Genomic DNA, 23,065 nt, shown 5'->3' with positions numbered 1-23,065 from the left:
TTCGCTGTATATTTCCGTTTTTAACGGTCTGGTTCAAAACAATAACCGTATCCCTGACGGGTTACAATCTTCTTGCTGTCGTTTCCGATTTTTTTCCGCAAGCGCGTAATATTTACATCAACAGTTCGATCCAGAATATAAGATTCCTGCTCCCAAATCTGGGTTAGTATTTCTTCCCGGGTGAAAACCTTTCCGGGATGTTTGCAAAGCAGCAGTAAAATTTCAAATTCTTTTTTGGTCAGGTTAATGGTGTGACCATTGATGACCAATTTTTTTTCTTCCGGAAATATGTTCAAATTACTGATGCTGATAACAGAAGGTTTTTTCCCACGCTGGTCCTTTACATGCCTGAGTGCGACTTTTACACGGGCGATGACTTCTTTTACCGAGAAGGGTTTGGAAATGTAATCTTCAGCCCCAAGATTAAATCCGGTCAGAGTATCGTTTTCAGTGGTTTTAGCGGTAACAAAAATAACGGGAATATCCTTAAGCCTTTCATCCTTCCTCAGTATGTTGGCCAGCTTAAAACCGGAAATTTCGCCCATCATCACATCCAGTAAAATCAGGTCATATTTTTCGATTGGTAGTTCAAGAGCCTCTTCTGCTGAGAAAGCAATATCCACGTTAAAACCTTCGCTTTCCAGGTTGAACTGGAGAATTTCACACAGATCGGGTTCATCATCGACGACTAATATGTGGCTGGCTTTTATCAGGTCAGGTCTCATTGATACGGGGTGCTCAATTGTTGTTGTTTTCATACATTGAATGTCATTGGTACCCGAAGCCGGGCTGTTCGAAACTGTGATTGTTTCAGTTATACCGCATTGTCCTGTAAAATCACGCGACACACTATAAGCTAAAGAGCGTCTTTCCGGAAGGTTTGTTTCTATGAGGAATTTCCGTTTCAGAATCTTCTACCGGTGCGGTTAGTTTCCATTAGCAAGAATAATATGATGTTGTTTCATTGAGGATAAAAAGATGTATCATTTGTATTACAAATCAGGGTGGTAGGTGTAACGTGTTTGATTTTAGGCAATAGCGAGTGTGCGGAGAGAAAAGTGAGACAGATGAAATTCAAAATTCTACCTTGTTGAATATCATAATTTTCAGCTAGAAGAAATCTTGTATTTATTTTTACCAGATATAAATTGCATCTGAAAGGTGAAATTGTAATCTACAGATAGCAAAATGGTGATGTGAATGTTTATTTTTGTTGAAAATACTTTACTAAAGGTGGAATACTTTCTTAACACACATCGCTATTTAGTCCGTGAGTCAAATGATTTGATTCACCGGGAGCTGGTCAAGGATATTGATTGGGAACATCGCCTGATTGGTATTAAGGGATTCAGAGGAGTGGGGAAGACCACCTTTCTGCTGCAGTATGTAAGAGATTATTTTGGCGAAGACAAGAGTTGTCTGTATGTCAACATGAATCATTTCTATTTCACCCGTCGCCGTATTTTTTCATTTGCCGATGAATTTTACAAGCGGGGAGGGAAAGTTCTGATTCTCGATCAGGTGCATAAGTACCCGGAATGGGCAACAGAGTTGCGGCAGTGTTACGATGAATTGCCCGGGTTGAAAGTAATTTTCAGCGGTTCACCGGTTCTTAGGGTAATAGAAGGTAACGAAGCATTAAAAGACATTGCCCGTGTTTATCATCTCGAAGGCCTTTCGTTTCGTGAGTATTTGAATTACCGTACAGGGAAAAATTTCACGAAAGTTACCCTGGATGATATTATTAACCGTCACGAGGAAATCGCCCGCGATATCATCAGTTCAGTGAGGCCTTTAGCTTATTTTCCCGATTACCTGAAGTTCGGTTATTATCCGTACTTTATCAATAATCAGGTTTTTTATACGGAAAATCTGTTGAAACACGTGAACCTCGCTTTGGAAATTGATGTTACTTATCTCAACCAAATCGAGCTGAAATATCTGCCAAAACTGCGAAAGCTGTTGCAGATCATCAGTGCTCAGATGCCTTTGGCGCCAAATGTGAGTAAATTGAGCTCCGAAGTGGAGACATCACGGGCAACCGTTCTGAATTACCTCCGTTACCTGAAAAATGCACGGCTTATCAACCTGCTTTTTCCCAATGGTAACAACGGTCAGCTGAAGAAACCCGATTTGGTATACCTGCACAATACCAACCTGCTGCATGCCATTGCTCCTGAGAACATCAACAACCGTAACCTGAGGCAGACATTTTTCTACAATCAGGTTGGATACCAGCATAAACTAACCTCGACTACTGAAGCGGATTTCCGGGTAAACGGGAAATACGATTTCTGGGTAGGGGGAAAATATACACAGCCCGAAAAACAGGGACAATACGGTGCCGCCGACATGATTGAAATAGGAGACGGCAATATTATTCCACTATGGTTATTCGGTTTTTTATATTGAAAAAGGATTTACGATTCAACTAATTATACGACAAACGATTATTATACTATTAAAGTCAAAATCAAATGGCAAACAAAAAGAAGTTCATAACCTGTGATGGTAACTACGCTGCTTCACACGTCAGCTATATGTTTAGCGAAGTGGCTTGTATTTATCCCATTACGCCGTCATCTCCCATGGCGGAAAGTGTAGATGAATGGGCGGCTAAAGGCCGTGAAAACATTTTCGGACAACCGGTTCGTCTGGCAGAGATGCAAAGTGAGGGTGGAGCTTCCGGTGCTGTTCACGGAGCATTGCAGTCGGGTGCATTAACTTCAACGTATACCGCATCGCAAGGCCTCTTGCTGATGATCCCCAATATGTACAAGATTGCGGGTGAGCTTTTACCCACAGTATTCCACGTAAGTGCCCGTGCCCTGGCGACACATGCACTGTCAATCTTTGGTGATCACAGTGACGTTTACGCCGCCCGTCAGACCGGTTTTGCAATGCTGGCTTCCGGTTCCGTTCAGGAAGCAATGGATTTGGCTGGTATCGCTCACCTGTCAACCATCAAAAGCCGTGTGCCTTTCGTACACTTCTTCGATGGGTTCCGCACTTCTCACGAGATTCAGAAAATTGAAGTACTCGAAAATGAAGATATGGCACCACTAGTTGACATGGAAGCTTTGCAGGAATTCCGCGATCGTGCGTTGAATCCGGAGCATCCTGTAACCCGCGGTACTGCCCAGAACCCCGACATTTTCTTCCAGGCTAAGGAAGCTTCTAACGTTTTCTACGATGACGTTCCGGATATCGTTGAGAACTACATGAAAGAGATCAGCAAAATTACCGGTCGTGAATATCATCCATTCACTTACTACGGTGCAGCTGATGCTGAAAATATTATCATCGCCATGGGGTCGGTTACCGAAACCATTCGCGAAACCATCGACTATTTAGCTGCTCAAGGCAAAAAAGTAGGTTTGGTTACCGTACACCTGTATCGTCCGTTCTCAGCTAAATACCTGCTCAATGTAATGCCGAAATCAGTTAAGCGTATTGCTGTACTCGACCGTACCAAAGAACCGGGAGCCAACGGTGAACCATTGTACCTGGACGTTCGCGAAATTTATTACGGACAGAAAGATGCCCCGCTGGTAGTTGGTGGACGTTACGGATTAGGATCAAAAGATACTACACCTGCGCAAATCATTTCGGTTTACAACAACCTGGAATTGCCCGAACCAAAAAATCAATTTACCGTTGGTATCGAAGACGACGTGACCTTCAAGTCGCTGCCGTTGCTTCCTGAAGTAAAAGTATCTCCTGATGGATTGTATGAAGCTAAATTCTACGGTCTTGGATCGGATGGTACAGTTGGTGCAAACAAAAACTCCATCAAAATCATTGGTGGTTCAACCGACAAATACTGTCAGGCATATTTTGCTTACGACTCGAAAAAATCCGGTGGTTTTACCGCATCGCACCTGCGTTTCGGTGACGAACCAATTCGTTCGACCTATCTAATTACTACTCCTGACTTCGTGGCCTGTCACGTACCGGCTTATCTGAATCAGTACGAAGTATTGAAAGGTTTGAAAAAAGGTGGTTCCTTCCTGTTGAATACCATCTGGGATGAAGAAGAAACGAAGAAACGTCTGCCAGATCACATGAAGCGTTACATGGCAGAGAACAACATTAGTTTCTACATCATCAATGGTACGAAACTGGCTACCGAAATTGGTTTGGGTAACCGTACCAATACCATCATGCAGTCAGCCTTCTTTAAAATTACCGAAGTCATTCCTTACGAAATGGCTGTTGACGAGATGAAGAAAGCGATTGTGAAATCGTATGGTATGAAAGGTGAAACCATTGTCAACATGAACTTTGCAGCCGTTGATGCCGGTGGTAAAAACGTGCAGAAAATTGAAGTTCCTGCTGAATGGGCCAAGCTGGGCAAAAATGGTGAAGCCAATGCCGAAAATCGTCCCGATTTCATCAAGAATGTGGTAGACGTTATCAATGCACAAAAGGGTGATGACCTCCCGGTTTCTACCTTCAAAGGAATCGAAGATGGTACGTTCCCTGCCGGAACAACTGCTTTTGAAAAACGTGGTATTGCTGTTGATGTACCGGAATGGGTGCCGGAAAATTGTATTCAGTGTAACCAGTGTGCTTATGTTTGTCCTCACGCTGCCATTCGTCCATTCCTGGTAAATGAGGAAGAAATGGCTGGTGTTCCAGAAGGAACCGAAACCATCAAAGCCAATGGAAAACAATTCGCCGGATTACAGTTCCGTATTCAGGTTGCTCCGCTCGATTGTACCGGTTGTGGTAACTGTGCTGACGTTTGTCCTGCCAAGGAAAAAGCTCTGGTGATGAAACCGCTGGGAACTCAGGAACCGGAAGTAGAGCGTTGGGATTACTTTGCCGCCAATGTATCGTACAAAGACAAGCTGGTTGACAAGAACAAAACAGTGAAGAACTCGCAGTTTGCACAACCTCTCTTCGAATTCTCTGGTGCTTGCGCCGGTTGTGGTGAAACTCCTTACGTAAAATTGACAACTCAGCTCTTCGGTGAGCGCATGATGATTGCCAATGCTACGGGTTGTTCTTCCATTTATGGTGGTTCAGCTCCGGCAACTCCATACTGCTCTAACAACGAAAGCGGACAAGGACCTGCATGGGCAAACTCACTCTTCGAAGACAACGCCGAATATGGTTTCGGTATGGCTGAAGGTGTGAACGCACAGCGTGAGCGTCTGGCCAATGTGATGAGCAAAGCACTCAATAATGGTATTGACGATGCAGAACGTGAAGCTTTCACCGAATGGTTGGAAGGTATGGCTAATGCTGAGAAATCAGAAGAAGCTACCGCGAAAGTGCTTGAAGCCATCAAAGGAAAAGATGCCGGTTATGCTCGTGAAATCGAGTCGCTGAAGCAATATCTTGTGAAGAAGTCGATGTGGATTTTCGGTGGTGACGGATGGGCATACGATATCGGTTACGGAGGTTTGGACCACGTGTTGGCATCAGGTGAAGATGTGAATGTATTGGTACTCGATACCGAGGTTTACTCGAATACCGGTGGACAGGCTTCGAAATCAACTCCGGTTGGTGCTGTAGCCAAGTTTGCTGCTTCTGGTAAGAAAATCCGGAAAAAAGACCTCGGAGCTATGGCCATGAGTTACGGTTACGTATATGTTGCTCAGGTGGCAATGGGCTCAAGTCAGTCTCAATACCTCAAAGCATTGCGTGAAGCTGAAGCTTATCCCGGACCATCCTTGATTATCGCTTACGCACCATGTATTGCTCACGGATTGCGTAGCTCGATGGGACGCTCACAGGAAGAAGAAAAACGTGCCGTTGAAAGCGGTTACTGGAGCCTGTTCCGCTTTAATCCTCAACTTGAGGACGAAGGCAAGAATCCGTTCCAGCTTGATTCGAAAGAACCGGATTGGAGCAAATTCCAGGATTTCCTGAACGGTGAGGTACGTTATACAGCACTGAAGAAGTCGTTCCCGGCTGAAGCCGATCAGCTTTTCAAAGCTGCCGAAGCTAATGCTAAATGGCGCTACCGGTCATACCAACGTATGGCTGCCATGGACTGGGCTCTTGAAGAATAATTTGAAGCTCATTATAATAAAAAAGGCCACCTTCGGGTGGCTTTTTTTATGGATTTAAATACGAATAAAAATCTTCCTTTTGTATAGGAAATAACAGATATACCAAAGTAAAAACCAAACGATAGATGCGGTGATTATTTCTGACGGGACTTCTCCCATCCAGCTGAAAATGCCAAAGCTAAACGGTTTGACGATTCCCCAAAGCCATCGGGAACCACCGGTATTGGTCAGTAAGTAGATGAATAATGGATTCATCCCGACAATGGCAAAAAAAGCAGGTACCTTTTTAAAACCAACTACATCGATGAGCCAGAAGGAGAGTGCCAAAGCGATGAAACTCCAGCCTCCGCTGGCAAGAACAAAAGAGCTGGTGCAGATACGCTTGATAACCGGAGTAACCGGATTAAGCGCATAGCCTATGATAATTCCAATTATACCGGCAAGTAGCAGTATTTGAATTTTCTTTCGGTTGGTACGGCTGCTTTTCAAGACCATGCCGGCCAATACGCCCCACATCGTATGGGCGGTGGTGGGCACAGCATTAAAGGCCACCCAATGTCCGCCCGAAAGTTTCCCCATTAGTTGCAAATCGACCCACGAGCCAAAATTGTGATCGGGTGTAAAAGGTTGGTCGAATCCGGATACCCAAAATAAGCGATACAGTAATTCTGATCCAATTAAAAACAGAAACGTGACGATGATTTGGGTGGGAATTGATTTTCGCATCAAAAGAAACGCGACCAGATAGGTAAATGACAGTTGCGCCAATACATTCCATAACTCGAAAGTCAGTTTTCCCGGACCAATACAGTATAAGGCCCAGCCGAAAAAGAGCAGAAGGAATGAGCGTTTTAGGGCATGGCGGAAGGTCAGGTTCCAACTGTCGCCACGTTGCCATCGCTTCCCGAAGGAGAAAGGCATGGACACGCCAACAATAAACATGAAAAATGGTTGGATTAAATCCCAAAAGCGCAATCCATTCCACGGATGATGATGTAATTGTGTGCCAATGGCAGAGATAATGGTTTCATCCAGTGACGGAGCAACCAGGTAATGATACAAATGAGTTGATTCGCCAATGAGCAGGAACATGGTGATCCCGCGGAAAAAATCGATAGCAAAAATGCGATCGGTCTTCAGCGTAGTAGCTGTTTGTCGATTCATGGTGTTACGGTTAGTTAGTCAGTTTTCAGGAAGAAAAGCATTCCTGAAGATAGATAAAACTCTCATTTTCAAAAAGTGAAAAGCTGGAAAACAAAGTAAAGTTGCTATCCTTCTTCAAACTGTGTAACTTAATAAGTCTATTAACCAAACTGATAAAACAACCATGAAACGTCGCAACTTTCTTCGTTCCGCCATGCTGGGAACTGTAGGTACGGCTGTATCAACGAGTGTTTTTGGAGCAGGAAAAGCCTCTTCTTCTCATAAGCAGTTTTACGAATTACGGGAATATGAACTGGTTCGTCTCAATAGACAGGAATTCCTTGACCAGTATTTTAGGTATGCATTGATTCCCGCATTAAACAGGGCCGGTGCCGAACCTGTAGGTGTTTTCAGAGAGATGAAAGCCAGGTATCCTGGCCGGATGTTGTTGCTTATTCCCTACGATTCTGGCAAAGACTTTTTTAAGGTAAAGGAAGAGTTGGCCGAAAATAAGATATTCCAGGAAGCATCGAAGAAGTATAATTCTCTTTCACTTGAGGATTCTGTTTATACGCGCTATACAACCTATTTGCTGGAAGCTATTTCCGGTTTTCCGGAACTGAAAATTCCCTCCCGGGAACAGAATGTGTTTGAATTGCGCAATTATCAAAGTTACAGCGAAGACGCTGCGAAAAGAAAGATAGAGATGTTCAATAATGAAGAACTGGGACTATTCAACGAGGTTGGACTTTCTCCGTTGTTTTTTGCCAAAGTGCTGGCGGGCGATACCATGCCGTCGTTAACCTATATGCTCAGTTTTAACAATATGGAAGAACGCGACAATCGGTGGAAAAAATTTGATGAAAGTGAAGAGTGGCAAGTAATGAAAGACAAACCCGAATATGCCAACAGTGTTTCGTACGTTGTCAACCGATATTATGAGCGGATGAGTTATTCCCAGATATAGAGACGGCAGATTCAAGTAAGAATGAAAATACAGAGAGGAGGTACAAAAACTTCCTCTTTTTTGTATCCTTTTGTGGCATTTCAAGTAAGAATAAAAACACGAGCGGTGTTAGTTAAGATTCAATTGAATAAACCATTCGAAATAGGTATGTGGCAAGAATGCTCATCGGATGTAAAAAAATTGAAACAATTGTTAAGTGCTTAACAGAATGACATACTACATATGATATATTGCGTAACTTGATCGCATTGAAGTTTAGTTATCCATCCCAAAAAACTTCCCATTATGATTACAAACCGAGACAAAAGAATGGCTACTACACTGGCCAGAATTGAGAATTCTATTTACCGTATTCTGAGTGAACCCGAAATCATGACGCGGTTGGCAAATTACGGTTACGATTTTGGTGCGATGCATTCTGCACGTAATCTTCTGGAAGAAGTTATCCGGTTAAATCGCTTACCGGATGATTACAACGGGAAAGAACGTTTATTACTTGAGTCATTTAAAACAGTTAAAACCGATTTTGAAAACTTCTATAACCGGCACCGTCAGCTAGTGCAGGAAATGGAAGATGCAAAAGCAAAGGGTATCTGGAGTCGTACTTATCCGGAACATCCTGACTATGAGAAATGGCTTTCACAGGCCGACATTTTTTATAGCTCGTTACTGGAAAACGAGTCAATAAAAGAAGCCATGCTGAAAGTTAATGTGCCGGAAAGTGAATTAATACAGGCACGTAATCTAATTGATGTCATGCGACAGGTTTTCAGGGAATACCGAAAGCAAAAGGGGTCGGAAATAAAAGAGGTGGTGGATTTGGAGAAAAAAATTCGCGACCTGGAGAACTGGTACAACCGGTTTGTAGAGATCAACCGGATTGCTTTTGAAGCAGAGCCTCAGACTCTCGAAATACTGGGTATTCCTGTTGCGATGAATTAAAGAATGTAACTAATAACCAAACATAAGGTTCGCCTAATTCAGGCGGACCTTTTTTATGCTGTGCTGAATATCGCCTCCAAAATAATCAAGGCATAATTTTATTTCGGATGTAAGATTCAATCTGTTCGTCGTACAGGCGACCGATTCTTTTTACGAGCATATTCCCGTTGTCAAAATGGTGGTCATCGATATGGGAAACGGCCAAAACCTTGACGGATGTTCCCGAAATAAATACCGCATCGAAAGTGTCCAGTTCCAACAGTTTAATTGGTTCTTCACTTATCAGGATGTCGTTTTCGATGCATAAACGAAGAATAACTTTTCGGGTAATACCGGGCAACACTTGCTGTGTGGGAGGAGTGTACAACCGGTTTCCTTTGATAAAAAATACATTGGAACGACTTCCTTCGGTGATGTATCCTTCGTGATTTACCAGCAATACCTCATAATATTTCCCTTCGGCGATGATTTCATCGGTTCGTTGACGTAAAACCGGGCGATAGATTTTCGCATTAGGCAATTCACGCTGAGCCATCAGTGTTCTTAATCGAACTCCTTCATTATACTCCTTGTCTCCCGGATAACGGTGCGGAATAAATGCCAGTGTTGGCTCCGGTACATCTTCTTCCGAATGAACGGTTAACGATAACCGGATATTTCCTTCCGTAACCTCACTGTTGCGCAAAAACGAAGTCAACTTTTCCTCCAGTGCGACCGGACCGGGCAAATGATATACCTCAGCCAACCGGGCCGATTGATATAACCGGTTTAGGTGCTCTTCCAGTAAAAGCGGTACTTTTCGGATAACACGAATTACCTCGTAAAGCTCCACCGGGAATTTGGATGACATTTGATGCTCCTCCGATCGCATTTGCGTCATATTGCTTACATTTATTGAAATGGGAAGTTTAAAAGTACATAATTATTTTGATGTTCCGCCTCCGCTTATTTTCAATCCACTGAAACATCATCTAGGCTACATTCGCCAATTCATTACCGATGCAGTCAACCTCAAACCAGGCGATAGTGAATTAGAGGAAATCCTTTCGGGAATTGGTGCTCCCATGACCGATATTTATTTGGGGACGTTATCTGTGCAGGAAATATTGGACACGGTTTCAACCGAACTTTTGGAGAAAAAAACGTTCAACTTGTCATCCTACCGGGAATGGTTGAATAATGAGAAGAAATATCGTTTTATGGTACTTCCTGATGCGTCGAAATGGATATTACTGGAAGGAAGAAATACGGACCGGTACATTCATTTTCATCCGGCAAAATACAGCGAGCATGCTTTCCGGGTACGTGGTTCTACACTACGCACCGTAATTGCGGTAAAAATAAAAGGTGCTGATCAGCCGGGAAATTGGTTTAATGTCGATTTTGTAAATGAGATACGTTCGTCGCTGCTTGGTTTGTCGCCGGTGAAGCGCATTGTGCGGAATAAGGGGATCGGGCGATTGATGCAGATGGTATAAACAAAAAAGCCCGGTCGGTTGAACCAGGCTTCGTGAGCCGATGACGAGAATTGAACTCGTGACCTCTTCCTTACCAAGGAAGCGCTCTACCCCTGAGCTACATCGGCAAATTGAGCGGGAGACGGGATTCAAACCCGCGACCCTCAGCTTGGAAGGCTGATGCTCTATCAGCTGAGCTACTCCCGCAAAAGTCGTTTTCCGGATGATTTACCCTATTCTGCTCCATTGGCAGAAATTGAGCGGGAGACGGGATTCAAACCCGCGACCCTCAGCTTGGAAGGCTGATGCTCTATCAGCTGAGCTACTCCCGCAGATACATATTTTACCAGGCTTTCATAAGCCTGTGGCGGGTGAAATCAGTTGAGAAAACTTCCTTTTTTCAACTCTCCGGAAAACAACAATTAAATGAACGTTCAGCAGTAAATTGCTGAGCTTCGGTGGGGAGAGCAGGATTCGAACCTACGAAGGCATAAGCCAGCAGATTTACAGTCTGCCCCAGTTGGCCACTTTGGTATCTCCCCGTTGATGCATTAATTATTCGTCAAGCCACGTTTTTAACGGAATGCAAAGCAAATAAATAAAACAATACCGACAAAAAAATTAAGAACATAATGCCACAAATAGGGCGTAAAAAAAAGCCTTACTTTCACTTCGAAAATAGGCTTACATTATGCACATCATGATGAATCGTTGTCGACATCGAAACATCATCTGTGTGGGGAGAGCAGGATTCGAACCTACGAAGGCGTACGCCAGCAGATTTACAGTCTGCCCCAGTTGGCCACTTTGGTATCTCCCCAACAATCGTTTAAAGAACTTTTCTGAGCCGGATGTCAGATTCGAACTGACGACCCCGAGATTACAAATCACGTGCTCTGGCCAACTGAGCTAATCCGGCAAGTGGGTAAGCGATCTACGTCGCACCGCTACAACCGCCTACCCTTGCTGCCTTCCGACCCTGGGGGAATTCAGCAGGAGCTGGTCGCGTAGGACTTACCCGGCGGCAAAAGTAGAAAAAAAAGCATTCGCACCAAACAAAATGGGGGGATTGGGTATGTTTTTTTTTCGCTGTACAGAATAAGAAATTTATTTTCAGCTCTGTATCTGTTGCAAATTTTTGATGCAACTTTTTACTGGATGCTGTCCCGTTCGTTTAAAAAGGGTATCTTTGTTTTATGTTTATTGAAAAATCATGATCATGGAAAATCAACGTAATTCGGTATTCAGTTCTGCCATGTCCTATGGATTGTATTTGGGACTTGCGCTTATATTATCGCAGGTGATATTCTACGTCAGTGGAAATCCATTCTCTCAAATCGGTGGATATATTTCCTATGCCATTATTTTGGGAGGCATTGCCTGGGGCATGTATTTATTCCGTGAAAAAAGTGGAGCTGAGGGAATGCCTTACGGAAGAGCACTGGGACTGGGGACGGCGCAAGCTTTTTTTGCCTCTATTTTATTGGGATTCTTTATTTTCATCCTTTACAAATTTATTGATAGCGGGTTGATGGATAAATACTTCATATTCATGGAGCAAAAATCTTTGGAAAGCGGAATGTCCGAAGATAAAGTTGAAGCAACTATGGATTTCATGAAGAAGTTTACGTCGCCTCTGACGATGGGATTATCGACTGTCTTTTCTTTGACCTTAATCGGATTTATCTTTTCTTTGATTCTTGCAATTTTCTTTAAACGAAATCCCGAAGATCCTTTCGGTGAAGTCGTGAACGAGGAAGAACAGAATTAAAAAGAAAGAGCTTTTTACCAGATGGATATATCGGTTGTAGTACCCTTATTTAATGAGGAAGAGTCGCTGCCTGAACTGCACGAGTGGATCACGAGGGTGATGAACGAAAATGGCTTCTCATTCGAAGTAGTGTATGTGGATGATGGCAGTAACGATGGTTCGTGGAAATGGATTGAGCAAAAAGCCCGGGAAGATGAACATGCCCGAGGCGTTCGTTTTCGTCGCAACTACGGAAAATCGGCAGCGTTACATACTGCTTTCGAAGAAGTGAAAGGGGATGTGGTAATTACCATGGACGCCGATTTACAGGATAGCCCCGATGAAATTCCGGAATTGTACCGTATGGTCATTGAAGGCGGATATGATTTAGTATCGGGATGGAAGAAAAAGCGGTACGATCCGATTTCCAAAACACTACCTAGCAAACTCTATAACTTCACTGCGAGCAAAGTAACGGGAATCAAACTGCACGATTTTAACTGTGGTTTGAAAGCTTACCGGAAAAAGGTAGTGAAGAGTATTGAAGTGTACGGTGAGATGCACCGGTACATTCCATACATTGCCAAGCAGGCTGGTTTTACTCAGATTGGAGAGAAGGTCGTACAACACCGTGCCCGGAAATATGGTAAGACCAAATTTGGATTGAGCCGGTTTATTTACGGCTACCTCGATTTGATGTCCATCTATTTCATTTCCCGCTTTGGAAAACGACCGATGCATTTGTTCGGAACGCTGGGCACTTTTATGTTTGTCATCGGTTTCCTGGCATCGTTATGGTTGGGCGGTTACAAACTGTATTGTGTGGCGAATGACATTCATGCTGCCAAAGTAACGGAGAGTCCCTATTTCTATCTGGCGCTTTCGTTCATGCTGATGGGAACACAGCTTTTCCTCGCTGGCTTTTTGGGCGAACTGATTTCCCGCAGTGCCTCCGAACGAAATGTATATCTCATCGAAACAAAAACGGATGATCTGAAAGAATAACTACTTTGATAATAAATAGGAAAGGGGCTTTTGAGCCCCTTTTTTTATAGATGTCCCGCAACTACTTGCGTCATCGAATCGGGCGATAAATATTGCTGAGCCAAATTCTGAATTTCGGTAGGGGTAATATTCCGGATCGTCTCGATAAGCCTTTCATAGTATCCGTAAGTTAATCCAAACTCAAAGATGGTTTCAAAGCTTTGCGACATGGCAAAGGGGCCATCGAATTCGCGCAAAACACGTCCCATCATGTAACTGCGGACCATTTCCAGTTCATCTTCCGGAACCAGTTCATTTTGCAACCGTTCCATTTCATGATAAATTTGTTTTACGGCGTCCGCTGAAACTTCCGTTCCCACTTCCGAGAAAGTCAGAAAAATGCCCTGGTGTAAAAACGGTATAGACGAAGTGTGCACCGAATACGTATATCCCTTGTCTTCCCGGAGATTCTTCATCAGGCGCGAGCCGTAGAAACCCCCAAGTAGGGTAATCAGCACTTTCAATGCAGGATAATCCGGATGATTTAGTGTGGGCATCAGTCGGCCAATGGCAATGGCATTTTGCGAAGCTCCCTTTTTATGGATATCGACCTTTTCGGGAGCCGGAAGCTGTAAAAGGCTTATGTCGGGGGCATCATTTGTCGAACCTCCCCATGGTGTACCAAACGATTCTTCCAGAATTGCCAATGTTTCCTTATCCACAAGTCCGGAGGCAATGATATTCATTCGCTCCGAGGTGTAGTGATTCCGATAGAATTCGTGAGCATGATCGCGGGTGACCTTATCGTACAAATCGAATGAACTGATGGGCGCATAAGGATGATGATTTCCCATAACCTTGCGCAGAAAAGTGCGTTGGGCGGTTATCCCAACGGTTTTCGAGTCGACCAGCGCTTTTTGTTTCCGCTTTTGCCGCAGAATCTCAAATTCGTTTTCCGGAAATACTGAATCCCGGAGAATATCCGACACCACCGGAAGTAACGTTGGCAGATGTTTTTTCAGGCTAAGGAACGAAACGTAGCTGTTGTCGTAATATGGACTGGCATTGAACTGCGCTCCGTAAAAATCGAACGTATCTGCTAACTGCGCTGCGGTTCTTGACGAAGTGCCTTCGTGCAGCATCGATGCCGCCATTACGCTATCTAGCTTGCGTTTATCGTACCAACTGCCGGCGCGGAATAGAAAATCGAGTTTCACAATCTCCTGCTCACCGCCATGCATCAGGTAAACCGATGAACCGTTGCTCAGCTGATGTTTTTCCGGTTCCAGAAAGTTTATTTTTCCTACCGGAGAAATATCCGGTTGTTGATTTCTATCGGGATTTATCATTTTCCGTCTTTCTTCGATAAGTAGTTCAGTGTATTCATGTTTCCTTCCCGGAATATTTTCCCGGCGACACGAAGGATATCGTCTGGCGTAACTTTGCGGTAGTGCTCTACCTGTTCGTTAATTTGGGCAGCGCCGCCCAGTAGTTCGTAATTAGCCAGCTGGATGGCGTTGTCGAGATATCCGACTTCGTGGTAAAGCAAATGTGCTTCCACTTTGTTCTTCACTTTCTCCAACTCATAGTCCAGCGGTTTTTCCTGAACCGTTTTCTGTATTTCATCGAGTACGGCCTTTTTGGCCTTTTCAAAACCAATTCCCGGATTTACCCGACCCACTACCGTGAAAAGGCCGGGGTCATTTTCTCCCGAAAGGAAAGCATCCAGTTCGTTGAAAAGTTTTTTCTCCTTCACCAACCTTTGCTGGAATCGCGAAGATTTTCCGTTCGAAAGAATATCAGAAAGCAAATCAGCTGCAAAAAAGTCGTCGGCATCGCGAGCTCCCATATGCCATCCGATATAAAAAGCATCCATCGGAACATCACGCTCTACGGTTATCTCCCTGTTTTCTGTTTGCACTGGCTCCGGTTCACGCGGAGGATTCATCAATTCACGGAAGGGAATTTCGCTGAACCATTTTTCGGCGAGTCGGAAAGCCTTATCGGGAACAAGATTGCCGGAAAGAACCAGTACTGCATTGTTGGGAGCGTAGTGATTGTAAAAGAACTGTTTCACTTCATCCAGGGTAGCCTGAGCAACATGGTCGGGCGTGCTGCCAATGGTTGGCCAGCGGTAGGGATGCACTTTGTAAGCCAGGTCACGAATCAAATGCCATACATCACCGTATGGCTGGTTGAGGTAACGCTGGTTAAATTCTTCGATGACCACTTTTTTCTCTCTACTCAGTATTTCGTTTGTAAAGGCCGGTTCCAGTATCCGATCTGATTCGATCCACATGGCTGTTTCGATATTTTGGGCCGGAAGTGTGATGTAGTAATTAGTGAGATCGACCGTGGTGAAGGCGTTGTTCGAACCTCCTGCCTGCTGCACTGGTGTGTCGAAGTCGGGTACATGCCGGCTTCCGCCAAACGTGAGGTGTTCGAACAGGTGCGCAAAACCGGTTCTGTCCGGGGTTTCATGCTTGGACCCCACATTATATGCCACGTTAACGGCCGCAAATGGTGTTACTTTATCCTGATGGACAATGACTTTGAGGCCATTGGGGAGTGTATGTTTTTCAAATGAAATCATATACAGTTATTAAAAAGGTGAATGTTGCTGAAGCGTTATGAGCGTTTTCCGGTAATCAGTTATCAGCTCTTCCATGATTTCGGATACAGGCTGAATACGGTCGATGATAGAAGAAACCTGCCCGATTTCCAGTTCACCTTCTTCCATATCACCTTCGAAAATTCCTTTCTTGGAACGTCCTTTACCAAGAAGCGTTCTCAGGGCATCAGCATCGTCACAACGCTCTTCAGCCTGCGAAACCATTTCGAAAAAGTGGTTTTTCATTAAACGCACAGGTGCCAGCTTTTTCAACATCAGCTTCGTGTCTCCTTCAACAGCATCGACCACGCGTTGTTTAAACATTTGATGGGCTGAGGATTCTTCCGCTACAGCGAAACGCGAACCAATTTGAACGCCATCGGCACCCAATGCCATAGCGGCAAACATTGCTGGCCCGGTTCCAATTCCTCCTGCTGCAATTAATGGAAGTTTGGTCGCTCTCCGAACCGCAGGAATCAAGGTCATGGTGGTGGTTTCCTCGCGACCATTGTGACCACCCGCTTCAAAACCTTCAGCAACCACTGCATCTACTCCGGCTTCTTCCGCCTTCAAGGCAAATTTGGCCGAGGATACCACATGAACGACTGTCATACCGTGTTCCTTGAGGAAAGGAGTCCATTTTTTCGGATTTCCTGCCGAGGTAAAAACAATTTCCACTTTCTCACGCACCAGTATGTCCATTACTTTATCCATCTCGGGATAGAGCAACGGAACATTTACACCAAATGGTTTTGACGTGGCTTTTCGGTTTTTCCGGATATGTTCTTCCAATGTCTCGGGGTGCATTGATCCAGCTCCGATGATGCCTAATCCGCCATGGTTACTTACTGCGGAAGCCAGACGCCAACCGGAGCACCAAACCATGCCTGCCTGAATGATGGGAAACTCAATATTGAAGAGTTCGCATATTTTATTTTGTGCCATATTTTACTTGAATAAAAGGTAAAGATAGCTTATTCAAACCTCCCTCAAATGTATGGTAAATTAGTTGTGAAAAGTAATATGAGGGGCGAATCCATAGCGACACATTTTCGGCACGAAAGTTTTTGTTTTTGTAACTTGATCTTTCAACTCGGAGCTGAATATTGCTACTCGGAGATGGGGAAAAGGAGATGAATGAGGCAAATCCGCAGACAGTTTTTGTCGTCGTGTATGACAGTCAGGAGGTTGTACGAATCCGGTTAAAATGTTGAACGTACTCGTTTTTTCTTAATTTTATGGCGCTTTCAGAAAAGGAAAATATAGCAGATAGGAATAGCATGTCGTACGTGAATACCCCATTGGCCCGATTTCATAAATGGAGGCTAACTCATATAAAACCGGGAACCTTTATTATCATGCTCAGTATTTTGGTGGGCATTGGCGGTGGTTTTTCAGCAGTAATCATTAAAAATTCGGTTTGGTTCATCGATGGGCTGCTTGATACCTACATTCCTGAAAAGATACATTCCTATTTCAATTTCATATTTCCCATCTTCGGTCTTTCGCTTACGGTATTCATCATCAAATATGTGGTCAAGCGTCCTGTTCGACACGGGATTCCCAATGTACTTTATTCCCTCTCGCAACGTAACGGGAAAATCAGGCGGCACAACATGTTTTCGTCTATTATCACCAGTTCGTTGACGGTGGGATTTGGTGGTTCGGTTGGATTGGAGGGACCAACTGTAGCAACCGGTGCCGCCATCGGTTCTAATTTGGCCATCCTTTTTCACCTCGAGTACAAACAGATTATGCTGATGCTGGGATGTGCGTCGGCAGCTGCCATGGCGGCTATCTTCAAAGCTCCCATCACGGCCATCGTTTTTGCGGTTGAGGTGATCATGATTGATTTAACCTCTTTTTCACTGATTCCGTTGTTGGTTTCATCCATAACAGCGGTGATCACATCTTATTTCTTCCTGGGACAGGATGTGTTGTATCCTTTTAAGTTTCAGGCAACCTTTACTCATGGAGATCTTCCCTGGTATATTTTGCTGGGCGTTGTGACAGGTTTGGTTTCAGCTTACTTTTCCAAAATTTACCGGCTTATCAGTAAATGGTTCGATGGAATGTCGAACGAGTGGAAGCGATTGTTGATCGGAGGTGTGCTGTTGGGACTGATTGTTTTCCTTTTCCCTCCTTTGTTCGGAGAAGGCTATAACCCAATCAACAGTTGTTTACAAGGCCATCTGGGCTATTTGTATGACAATTCGCTATTCGACTTCATGCGGGGAAATATCTACACCGTATTTATTTTCATCATTTTGCTGATTCTGGTGAAGATTTTTGCTACCAGTATTACCTTCGGGGCCGGTGGTGTAGGAGGTATCTTCGCACCGACTTTGTTCATGGGAGTGCACACCGGGATGCTGTTTGCGCTCTTCCTCAATACCACGGGAATCCATGTGGTGAATGAGAATACCTTTGCGCTTATCGCGATGGCGGGATTGATTGCCGGGGTGCTGCATGCTCCCTTAACCGGGATATTTCTGATTGCAGAGATAACCGGAGGATACAAGATGTTTGTCCCGCTAATGATTGTGGCATCGGTATCGTATCTGACGGTTCGCTTGTTCGTGAAAAATTCGGTTTATACCTATCAGCTCGCTCAACGGAAAGAGTTGTTTACGCACGATAAAAACAAAGCAGTTCTGTCGATGATGCGGGTAAACAAGCTCATCGAAACTGATTTTAAGCCGGTGCACGCGGATGCCAGCCTGGGCGATTTGGTAAAGATTATCGAAGTTTCGCATCGAAATATTTTCCCTATCGTAGATGACGAAAACAACATGCGCGGTATGCTGAAAATGGATGACGTGCGACATTTGATTTTCCGACCCGATAAATACGACAAGATCAAGGTGAAGGATTTGATGTACATGCCGGAGTTTTACGTGTCGAGCAATGACTCGATGCAGGAAGTGGCGGACAAGTTTCACTCCTGCGGGCGTTATAATTTGGCGGTAATTGATGAAGGCAAATACGTTGGATTCATTTCGAGAGCTCGTGTTTTCTCCGCTTACCAGAAAATGTTGCGTCATTTTTCACACGACTAAGTCCGTTTTTTATTAATACAAAGATTACCGTAAATTCATGTTGCGTAACATGAATTAAACCTACTTTTGCGCATCATGAAAAGATTAGCTGATATACCGGTTAGTATTCGGGAATGGCGGCTAAAACACTTAAACGAGCAACAATTAACCATTCTGCTTAGTCTGACCGTTGGCTTATTGAGCGGTCTGGCAGCCATTCTTCTAAAAAATGCTATTCATCTCGCCAATCATTATTTGACGCATGATTTTTCTTCGTATGGACAGAGCTACCAGTATCTGGCCTATCCGTTTATTGGTATTCTGTTTACCATGCTGTTTGTAAAGTACGTGGTGAAGGATGATATCGGGCACGGTGTATCCAAGATTCTGTTTGCTATATCGAACAAAAAAAGCATTATCCGGGTCCACAACACGTTCACTTCAATAATAGCCAGTGTAATTACCATTGGCTTCGGTGGTTCGGTGGGAGCTGAGGCGCCGGTTGTCCTGACGGGTTCTTCTATCGGTTCGAACATCGCCAGGATGTTCCGTCTCAACTACCGGATGATGACGTTGATGGTTGGTTGTGGTGCTGCCGGTGCCATTGCGGGAATTTTCAAGGCGCCGTTGGCCGGTTTGCTGTTCGCCATCGAAGTACTGATGCTCGACCTGACGATGTCGTCGTTGATTCCGTTATTGATATCTGCCGTTACTTCGGCCACGCTCACCTTCTTTTTCATGGGGCAGGGATATCACTTCACCTTTAAGCTGGTCGAATCATTCGACATTGCAAACGTACCGTGGTATATTTTGCTGGGCGTTTTCACCGGTTTTATTTCGTTGCTCTTTACCCGGGGAACGATGTACATCGAGGGGAAATTCCACAAGATTCAAAATCCGCTGATGAAAGTGTTGATTGGCGGCGGTATCCTGGGAATTCTGGTTTTCCTGTTTCCTTCCCTTTGGGGTGAAGGTTATTTTTCCATCGATGCTATCCTGAATGAACATAGTGCTGAGCTTCTGAAGAACTCCATCTTCGTTGGGTTGCAGAATGATCAAATTTTATTTTTGGTAATCATTGCTGTGATATTGGTGATGAAAGTGGTTGCTTCGGCGGCTACAACCGGAGCCGGCGGAATTGGCGGTATTTTCGCACCGACCTTGTTTATGGGAGGAATGGCCGGTTTTCTGCTGGCGCAGTTGCTACTCTTTGGAAACATCTCGGTGCCGGCACGTAACTTCGCGTTGGTTGGTATGGCCGGCGCCATGGCGGGAGTCATGCACGCGCCGATGACGGCTATCTTTCTTATTGCTGAAATCACCGGGGGCTTCAGTTTGTTCGTCCCGCTCATGATAACCAGTGCCGTTTCGTACCTCACCATTATGCCATTTGAGCAGCATTCCATTTATCACATACGGCTGGCACAGCGGGGAGAGCTGATTACGCATGACAAAGACAAAGCAATTCTGACATTGCTGAAACTTCGAAACGTTATCGAAACAGACTTACAAACAGTTTCGGTAGATGCGACCCTGGGGGAGTTAGTGAAAGTGATTTCCAAATCGAATCGGAATATTTTCCCGGTAGTGGATAAAAATAACCGGTTCGAAGGTATTGTTTTGCTGGATGATATCCGGGAAATCATGTTCAATAACGAAATGTACGATAAGACATTTGTGACGGATGTGATGACGATGCCGCCGGCGACTGTTTCGAAAGATGAACGAATGGAAAGTGTGATGAAGAAGTTTCATGAAACAGGTGCATGGAACCTGCCGGTTCTGGAAGATGGGAAATACATTGGATTTATTTCGAAAGCGACCATTTTTAATGCATACCGCAACGTGCTCGTTCACTTTTCGGAATAATCAACGATAAAAGCTATTATAGAACATAAGGTTGCCCGAGAAATCATGAGATTATCCATAGTTTAAATTTGCATTTCGTGACATCTTGGCGCGACTGAACAAGGGACGAAAAATTGTACCTTTGGCCAACACAAAACAGATTAAATTTTTACCATGAAAAAAGATACCCAGGTTTTTGAAATCATCGAAAAAGAGAACCAGCGACAGCGGAACGGAATTGAATTGATTGCTTCGGAGAACTTTGTTTCGGAGGAGGTAATGGAAGCTATGGGCTCGTGCCTGACTAACAAATATGCGGAGGGTTATCCCGGACACCGTTATTACGGCGGGTGTCAGCATGTTGACGAAGTGGAGCAACTGGCCATCGACCGGATTAAAGAGCTGTTTGATGCTGAATATGCCAACGTTCAACCGCACTCAGGCGCACAGGCCAATATGGCGGTTTTGATGACGGTTCTGAAACCTGGCGATACATTCATGGGACTTGACCTGGCACACGGCGGTCACCTTTCTCACGGATCGCCCGTGAACTCTTCTGGTCTTCTTTACAATCCGATTGCCTACAAAGTGAAAGAAGACACCGGTATGGTTGATTACGACCAGATGGAAGAACTGGCGCTGAAAGAAAAACCGAAATTGATCATCGGCGGTGCTTCGGCTTACTCACGTGAGTGGGATTACAAACGGATGCGCGAAATTGCCGACAAGATTGGCGCTATTTACATGGTCGACATGGCACACCCGGCTGGATTGATTGCTGCCGGACTGTTGGATAACCCGGTAAAATATGCGCACATTGTTACTTCAACTACGCATAAAACGCTGCGTGGCCCGCGTGGTGGTATCATCCTGATGGGAAAAGATTTTGAAAATCCGTGGGGTATTACCACGAAGAAAGGTGAAGTACGGATGATGTCGGCGTTGCTTAATTCAGCTGTATTCCCGGGTATTCAGGGGGGACCGCTGGAGCATGTTATTGCAGCGAAAGCCGTTTCATTTGGCGAAGCACTGAAACCGGAATACAAGGAATATCAGGGGCAGGTGCAGAAAAACGCCAAAGTGATGGCTCAGGCATTCATCGACAAAGGCTACAAAGTGATTTCCGGTGGAACCGATAATCACTCGATGTTGATTGACCTGCGAACGAAATTCCCGGAAATTACCGGTAAGAAAGTCGAAAATACGCTGGTACTGGCCGACATTACTATCAACAAAAACATGGTGCCGTTCGACAGCCGTTCTCCTTTCCAGACTTCCGGTTTGCGTGTAGGTACTCCTGCTGTTACTACCCGTGGTTTGAAAGAAGAGCACATGCCATTAATCGTTGACCTGATTGATGAAGTGATTAGCAACATCGATGACGAAGCGACCATTACACGCGTTCGCGGAAAAGTGAATGAGATGATGAAAAACTTCCCGATTTTCGCCTGGTAAACGGGGACTTAAAATATTTTTTCGAAATTAGGGGCTGATTTTAACAGCCCCTTTTTTATGGAATGGTATTTAATCGCAGGTTTAATTGGTGTCGGATTTCTAGCCGGATTTGTGAATACGCTTGCAGGTGGCGGTTCCATGCTAACCCTCCCGATGCTGATGTTTCTGGGACTTCCGGCAGGTGTAGCTAACGGAACTAACCGTGTTGCCATTTTGCTGCAGAATATTGCTGGAGTAAAAACCTTTCGCGATAACCAGGCTTTCAAGATGAAAGTTGATTCGAGACTGGCCATTCCGGCGGTCATGGGGGCCATTCCCGGTGCTTTTATAGCAGCTGACTTAAATGAAGAGATCATGCGGCGAGTGATTGCCGTGGTGTTGGGGCTCATGTTTTTCCTGGTACTGCTCAAGCCGAAGACATGGGAAAGAAGCATGACCGCAGACCCGGAACGGCCCGTTTGGTGGCAATACCTGATTTTCTTTTTTATCGGAATGTATGGCGGTTTTATCCAGGTAGGAACCGGATTTTTATTGTTGGCCGGTTTGGTGATGGGAAGCGGTTACGATTTGGTTCGTGGTAATGCCGTGAAAAAATGGATTATCCTGTTGTATACTCCTTTTGCACTGGCCGTTTTCTTTTTCAATCACCAAGTGGATTTGAAAGCCGGTTTGATTCTGGCCATCGGCAATATGCTGGGAGCGGTAGTCGGCGCTAAGTTTGCGGTGAGCTGGGGCCCCAAAGTGGTCAAGTATTTCCTTTTGTTGGCCCTTGTCGTAGTGACCTTGAAGTTATTCAATGTCTTCTGATTTTTCTTCCCGGAAGGAAAAAAGAAAACCCGGCAGATGA

At 44.6% G+C, this 23,065-nt stretch carries 17 protein-coding genes, 6 tRNA genes and 1 other RNA gene; 11 read left to right on the top strand and 13 right to left on the bottom strand.

The window, feature by feature from the left end:
- Positions 1-20: 20 nt before the first annotated feature.
- The gene (gene phoB / locus CLV93_RS08705) at positions 21-758 is read right to left on the bottom strand and encodes a two-component system response regulator PhoB (RefSeq protein ID WP_211297784.1); all 738 of its coding nucleotides are present in this window, start codon (positions 756-758) and stop codon (positions 21-23) included.
- Positions 759-1,200: 442 nt separating this feature from the next.
- On the opposite strand from phoB, the gene CLV93_RS08700 reads away from it, so the two are divergent.
- Both CLV93_RS08700 and nifJ read left to right on the top strand, forming a co-directional pair.
- Positions 1,201-2,412, top strand: coding sequence for an AAA family ATPase (locus tag CLV93_RS08700; RefSeq protein ID WP_246187276.1), 1,212 nt, complete (start codon positions 1,201-1,203; stop codon positions 2,410-2,412).
- A 65-nt stretch (positions 2,413-2,477) separates the two neighbouring features.
- Positions 2,478-6,023, top strand: coding sequence for a pyruvate:ferredoxin (flavodoxin) oxidoreductase (gene nifJ / locus CLV93_RS08695; protein ID WP_106541781.1), 3,546 nt, complete (start codon positions 2,478-2,480; stop codon positions 6,021-6,023).
- Positions 6,024-6,077: 54 nt separating this feature from the next.
- On the opposite strand, the gene CLV93_RS08690 is transcribed toward nifJ, so the two are convergent.
- Positions 6,078-7,187, bottom strand: a complete 1,110-nt coding sequence (locus CLV93_RS08690; RefSeq protein ID WP_211297783.1) for an acyltransferase family protein — start codon at positions 7,185-7,187, stop codon at positions 6,078-6,080.
- A gap of 163 nt (positions 7,188-7,350) precedes the next feature.
- Here CLV93_RS08690 and CLV93_RS08685 point away from each other — a divergent pair, with 163 nt between their 5' ends.
- A complete protein-coding gene (locus tag CLV93_RS08685; protein WP_106541780.1) occupies positions 7,351-8,133 on the top strand; it encodes an NIPSNAP family protein in 783 nt (260 codons plus the stop codon).
- Positions 8,134-8,418: 285 nt separating this feature from the next.
- Positions 8,419-9,075 (top strand): PQLLE family protein, encoded by a 657-nt coding sequence (locus tag CLV93_RS08680; RefSeq protein ID WP_106541779.1) that lies wholly within the window; start codon positions 8,419-8,421, stop codon positions 9,073-9,075.
- A gap of 85 nt (positions 9,076-9,160) precedes the next feature.
- Here the strand turns inward: CLV93_RS08680 and CLV93_RS08675 are convergent, their stop codons facing one another.
- The gene (locus CLV93_RS08675; protein WP_106541778.1) at positions 9,161-9,955 is read right to left on the bottom strand and encodes an aminotransferase class IV; all 795 of its coding nucleotides are present in this window, start codon (positions 9,953-9,955) and stop codon (positions 9,161-9,163) included.
- A 19-nt stretch (positions 9,956-9,974) separates the two neighbouring features.
- Between CLV93_RS08675 and CLV93_RS08670 the strand changes: the two genes are divergently transcribed.
- The gene (locus tag CLV93_RS08670) at positions 9,975-10,553 is read left to right on the top strand and encodes a hypothetical protein (protein ID WP_106541777.1); all 579 of its coding nucleotides are present in this window, start codon (positions 9,975-9,977) and stop codon (positions 10,551-10,553) included.
- Between the two features lie 35 nt (positions 10,554-10,588).
- Here the strand turns inward: CLV93_RS08670 and CLV93_RS08665 are convergent.
- From CLV93_RS08665 to ffs, 7 genes are all read right to left on the bottom strand, one after another.
- Positions 10,589-10,660, bottom strand: a tRNA-Thr gene (locus CLV93_RS08665).
- Between the two features lie 6 nt (positions 10,661-10,666).
- Positions 10,667-10,739, bottom strand: a tRNA-Gly gene (locus CLV93_RS08660).
- A 52-nt stretch (positions 10,740-10,791) separates the two neighbouring features.
- Positions 10,792-10,864, bottom strand: a tRNA-Gly gene (locus CLV93_RS08655).
- A 127-nt stretch (positions 10,865-10,991) separates the two neighbouring features.
- Positions 10,992-11,074 (bottom strand) — tRNA-Tyr (locus CLV93_RS08650).
- Positions 11,075-11,269: 195 nt separating this feature from the next.
- Positions 11,270-11,352 (bottom strand) — tRNA-Tyr (locus CLV93_RS08645).
- Positions 11,353-11,377: 25 nt separating this feature from the next.
- Positions 11,378-11,451, bottom strand: a tRNA-Thr gene (locus CLV93_RS08640).
- 7 nt (positions 11,452-11,458) lie between these two features.
- Positions 11,459-11,552, bottom strand: an RNA gene (gene ffs, locus CLV93_RS08635) — signal recognition particle sRNA small type.
- A 199-nt stretch (positions 11,553-11,751) separates the two neighbouring features.
- Here ffs and CLV93_RS08630 point away from each other — a divergent pair.
- Together CLV93_RS08630 and CLV93_RS08625 are read left to right on the top strand one after the other, a co-directional pair.
- The gene (locus CLV93_RS08630) at positions 11,752-12,303 is read left to right on the top strand and encodes a DUF4199 domain-containing protein (protein ID WP_170108901.1); all 552 of its coding nucleotides are present in this window, start codon (positions 11,752-11,754) and stop codon (positions 12,301-12,303) included.
- 21 nt (positions 12,304-12,324) lie between these two features.
- Entirely contained in the window at positions 12,325-13,287 is a 963-nt protein-coding gene (locus CLV93_RS08625) for a glycosyltransferase family 2 protein (protein WP_106541775.1), read from the top strand.
- A gap of 44 nt (positions 13,288-13,331) precedes the next feature.
- Here CLV93_RS08625 and CLV93_RS08620 read toward each other — a convergent pair whose 3' ends face one another.
- The 3 genes from CLV93_RS08620 to CLV93_RS08610 are packed head-to-tail and all read right to left on the bottom strand — an operon-like array spanning position 13,332 to position 16,822.
- On the bottom strand, positions 13,332-14,615 hold the full coding sequence (locus tag CLV93_RS08620) for a M16 family metallopeptidase (protein WP_106541774.1): 1,284 nt from the start codon (positions 14,613-14,615) through the stop codon (positions 13,332-13,334).
- Positions 14,612-15,859, bottom strand: a complete 1,248-nt coding sequence (locus tag CLV93_RS08615; RefSeq protein ID WP_106541773.1) for a M16 family metallopeptidase — start codon at positions 15,857-15,859, stop codon at positions 14,612-14,614. Before CLV93_RS08615 ends, CLV93_RS08620 begins: the two co-directional genes overlap by 4 nt.
- Before the next feature lie 9 nt (positions 15,860-15,868).
- Complete coding sequence (locus CLV93_RS08610) at positions 15,869-16,822, bottom strand: NAD(P)H-dependent flavin oxidoreductase (RefSeq protein ID WP_106541772.1); 954 nt, start codon at positions 16,820-16,822, stop codon at positions 15,869-15,871.
- 413 nt (positions 16,823-17,235) lie between these two features.
- On the opposite strand from CLV93_RS08610, the gene CLV93_RS08605 reads away from it, so the two are divergent.
- The 4 genes from CLV93_RS08605 (at position 17,236) to CLV93_RS08590 (ending at position 23,025) form a co-directional block, all read left to right on the top strand.
- On the top strand, positions 17,236-18,936 hold the full coding sequence (locus CLV93_RS08605; protein WP_246187275.1) for a chloride channel protein: 1,701 nt from the start codon (positions 17,236-17,238) through the stop codon (positions 18,934-18,936).
- A gap of 75 nt (positions 18,937-19,011) precedes the next feature.
- A complete protein-coding gene (locus CLV93_RS08600; RefSeq protein ID WP_106541770.1) occupies positions 19,012-20,784 on the top strand; it encodes a chloride channel protein in 1,773 nt (590 codons plus the stop codon).
- 153 nt (positions 20,785-20,937) lie between these two features.
- Positions 20,938-22,218, top strand: a complete 1,281-nt coding sequence (gene glyA, locus CLV93_RS08595; protein WP_106541769.1) for a serine hydroxymethyltransferase — start codon at positions 20,938-20,940, stop codon at positions 22,216-22,218.
- Positions 22,219-22,275: 57 nt separating this feature from the next.
- The gene (locus tag CLV93_RS08590) at positions 22,276-23,025 is read left to right on the top strand and encodes a sulfite exporter TauE/SafE family protein (RefSeq protein WP_106541768.1); all 750 of its coding nucleotides are present in this window, start codon (positions 22,276-22,278) and stop codon (positions 23,023-23,025) included.
- Positions 23,026-23,065: the final 40 nt, after the last annotated feature.

Source organism: Prolixibacter denitrificans, assembly GCF_003014495.1.
Taxonomy (GTDB): Bacteria; Bacteroidota; Bacteroidia; order Bacteroidales; family Prolixibacteraceae; genus Prolixibacter; species Prolixibacter denitrificans.
This window is presented reverse-complemented; position numbering and strand designations above follow the sequence as displayed.

Bases quoted from the DNA above. Each gene is read 5' to 3' on its own strand.
- phoB (WP_211297784.1), bottom strand. From the start codon at position 758: ATGAAAACAACAACAATTGAGCACCCCGTATCAATGAGACCTGACCTG.
- CLV93_RS08700 (WP_246187276.1), top strand. From the start codon at position 1,201: ATGTTTATTTTTGTTGAAAATACTTTACTAAAGGTGGAATACTTTCTT.
- nifJ (WP_106541781.1), top strand. From the start codon at position 2,478: ATGGCAAACAAAAAGAAGTTCATAACCTGTGATGGTAACTACGCTGCT.
- CLV93_RS08690 (WP_211297783.1), bottom strand. From the start codon at position 7,187: ATGAATCGACAAACAGCTACTACGCTGAAGACCGATCGCATTTTTGCT.
- CLV93_RS08685 (WP_106541780.1), top strand. From the start codon at position 7,351: ATGAAACGTCGCAACTTTCTTCGTTCCGCCATGCTGGGAACTGTAGGT.
- CLV93_RS08680 (WP_106541779.1), top strand. From the start codon at position 8,419: ATGATTACAAACCGAGACAAAAGAATGGCTACTACACTGGCCAGAATT.
- CLV93_RS08675 (WP_106541778.1), bottom strand. From the start codon at position 9,955: ATGACGCAAATGCGATCGGAGGAGCATCAAATGTCATCCAAATTCCCG.
- CLV93_RS08670 (WP_106541777.1), top strand. From the start codon at position 9,975: ATGGGAAGTTTAAAAGTACATAATTATTTTGATGTTCCGCCTCCGCTT.
- CLV93_RS08630 (WP_170108901.1), top strand. From the start codon at position 11,752: ATGGAAAATCAACGTAATTCGGTATTCAGTTCTGCCATGTCCTATGGA.
- CLV93_RS08625 (WP_106541775.1), top strand. From the start codon at position 12,325: ATGGATATATCGGTTGTAGTACCCTTATTTAATGAGGAAGAGTCGCTG.
- CLV93_RS08620 (WP_106541774.1), bottom strand. From the start codon at position 14,615: ATGATAAATCCCGATAGAAATCAACAACCGGATATTTCTCCGGTAGGA.
- CLV93_RS08615 (WP_106541773.1), bottom strand. From the start codon at position 15,859: ATGATTTCATTTGAAAAACATACACTCCCCAATGGCCTCAAAGTCATT.
- CLV93_RS08610 (WP_106541772.1), bottom strand. From the start codon at position 16,822: ATGGCACAAAATAAAATATGCGAACTCTTCAATATTGAGTTTCCCATC.
- CLV93_RS08605 (WP_246187275.1), top strand. From the start codon at position 17,236: ATGCTCAGTATTTTGGTGGGCATTGGCGGTGGTTTTTCAGCAGTAATC.
- CLV93_RS08600 (WP_106541770.1), top strand. From the start codon at position 19,012: ATGAAAAGATTAGCTGATATACCGGTTAGTATTCGGGAATGGCGGCTA.
- glyA (WP_106541769.1), top strand. From the start codon at position 20,938: ATGAAAAAAGATACCCAGGTTTTTGAAATCATCGAAAAAGAGAACCAG.
- CLV93_RS08590 (WP_106541768.1), top strand. From the start codon at position 22,276: ATGGAATGGTATTTAATCGCAGGTTTAATTGGTGTCGGATTTCTAGCC.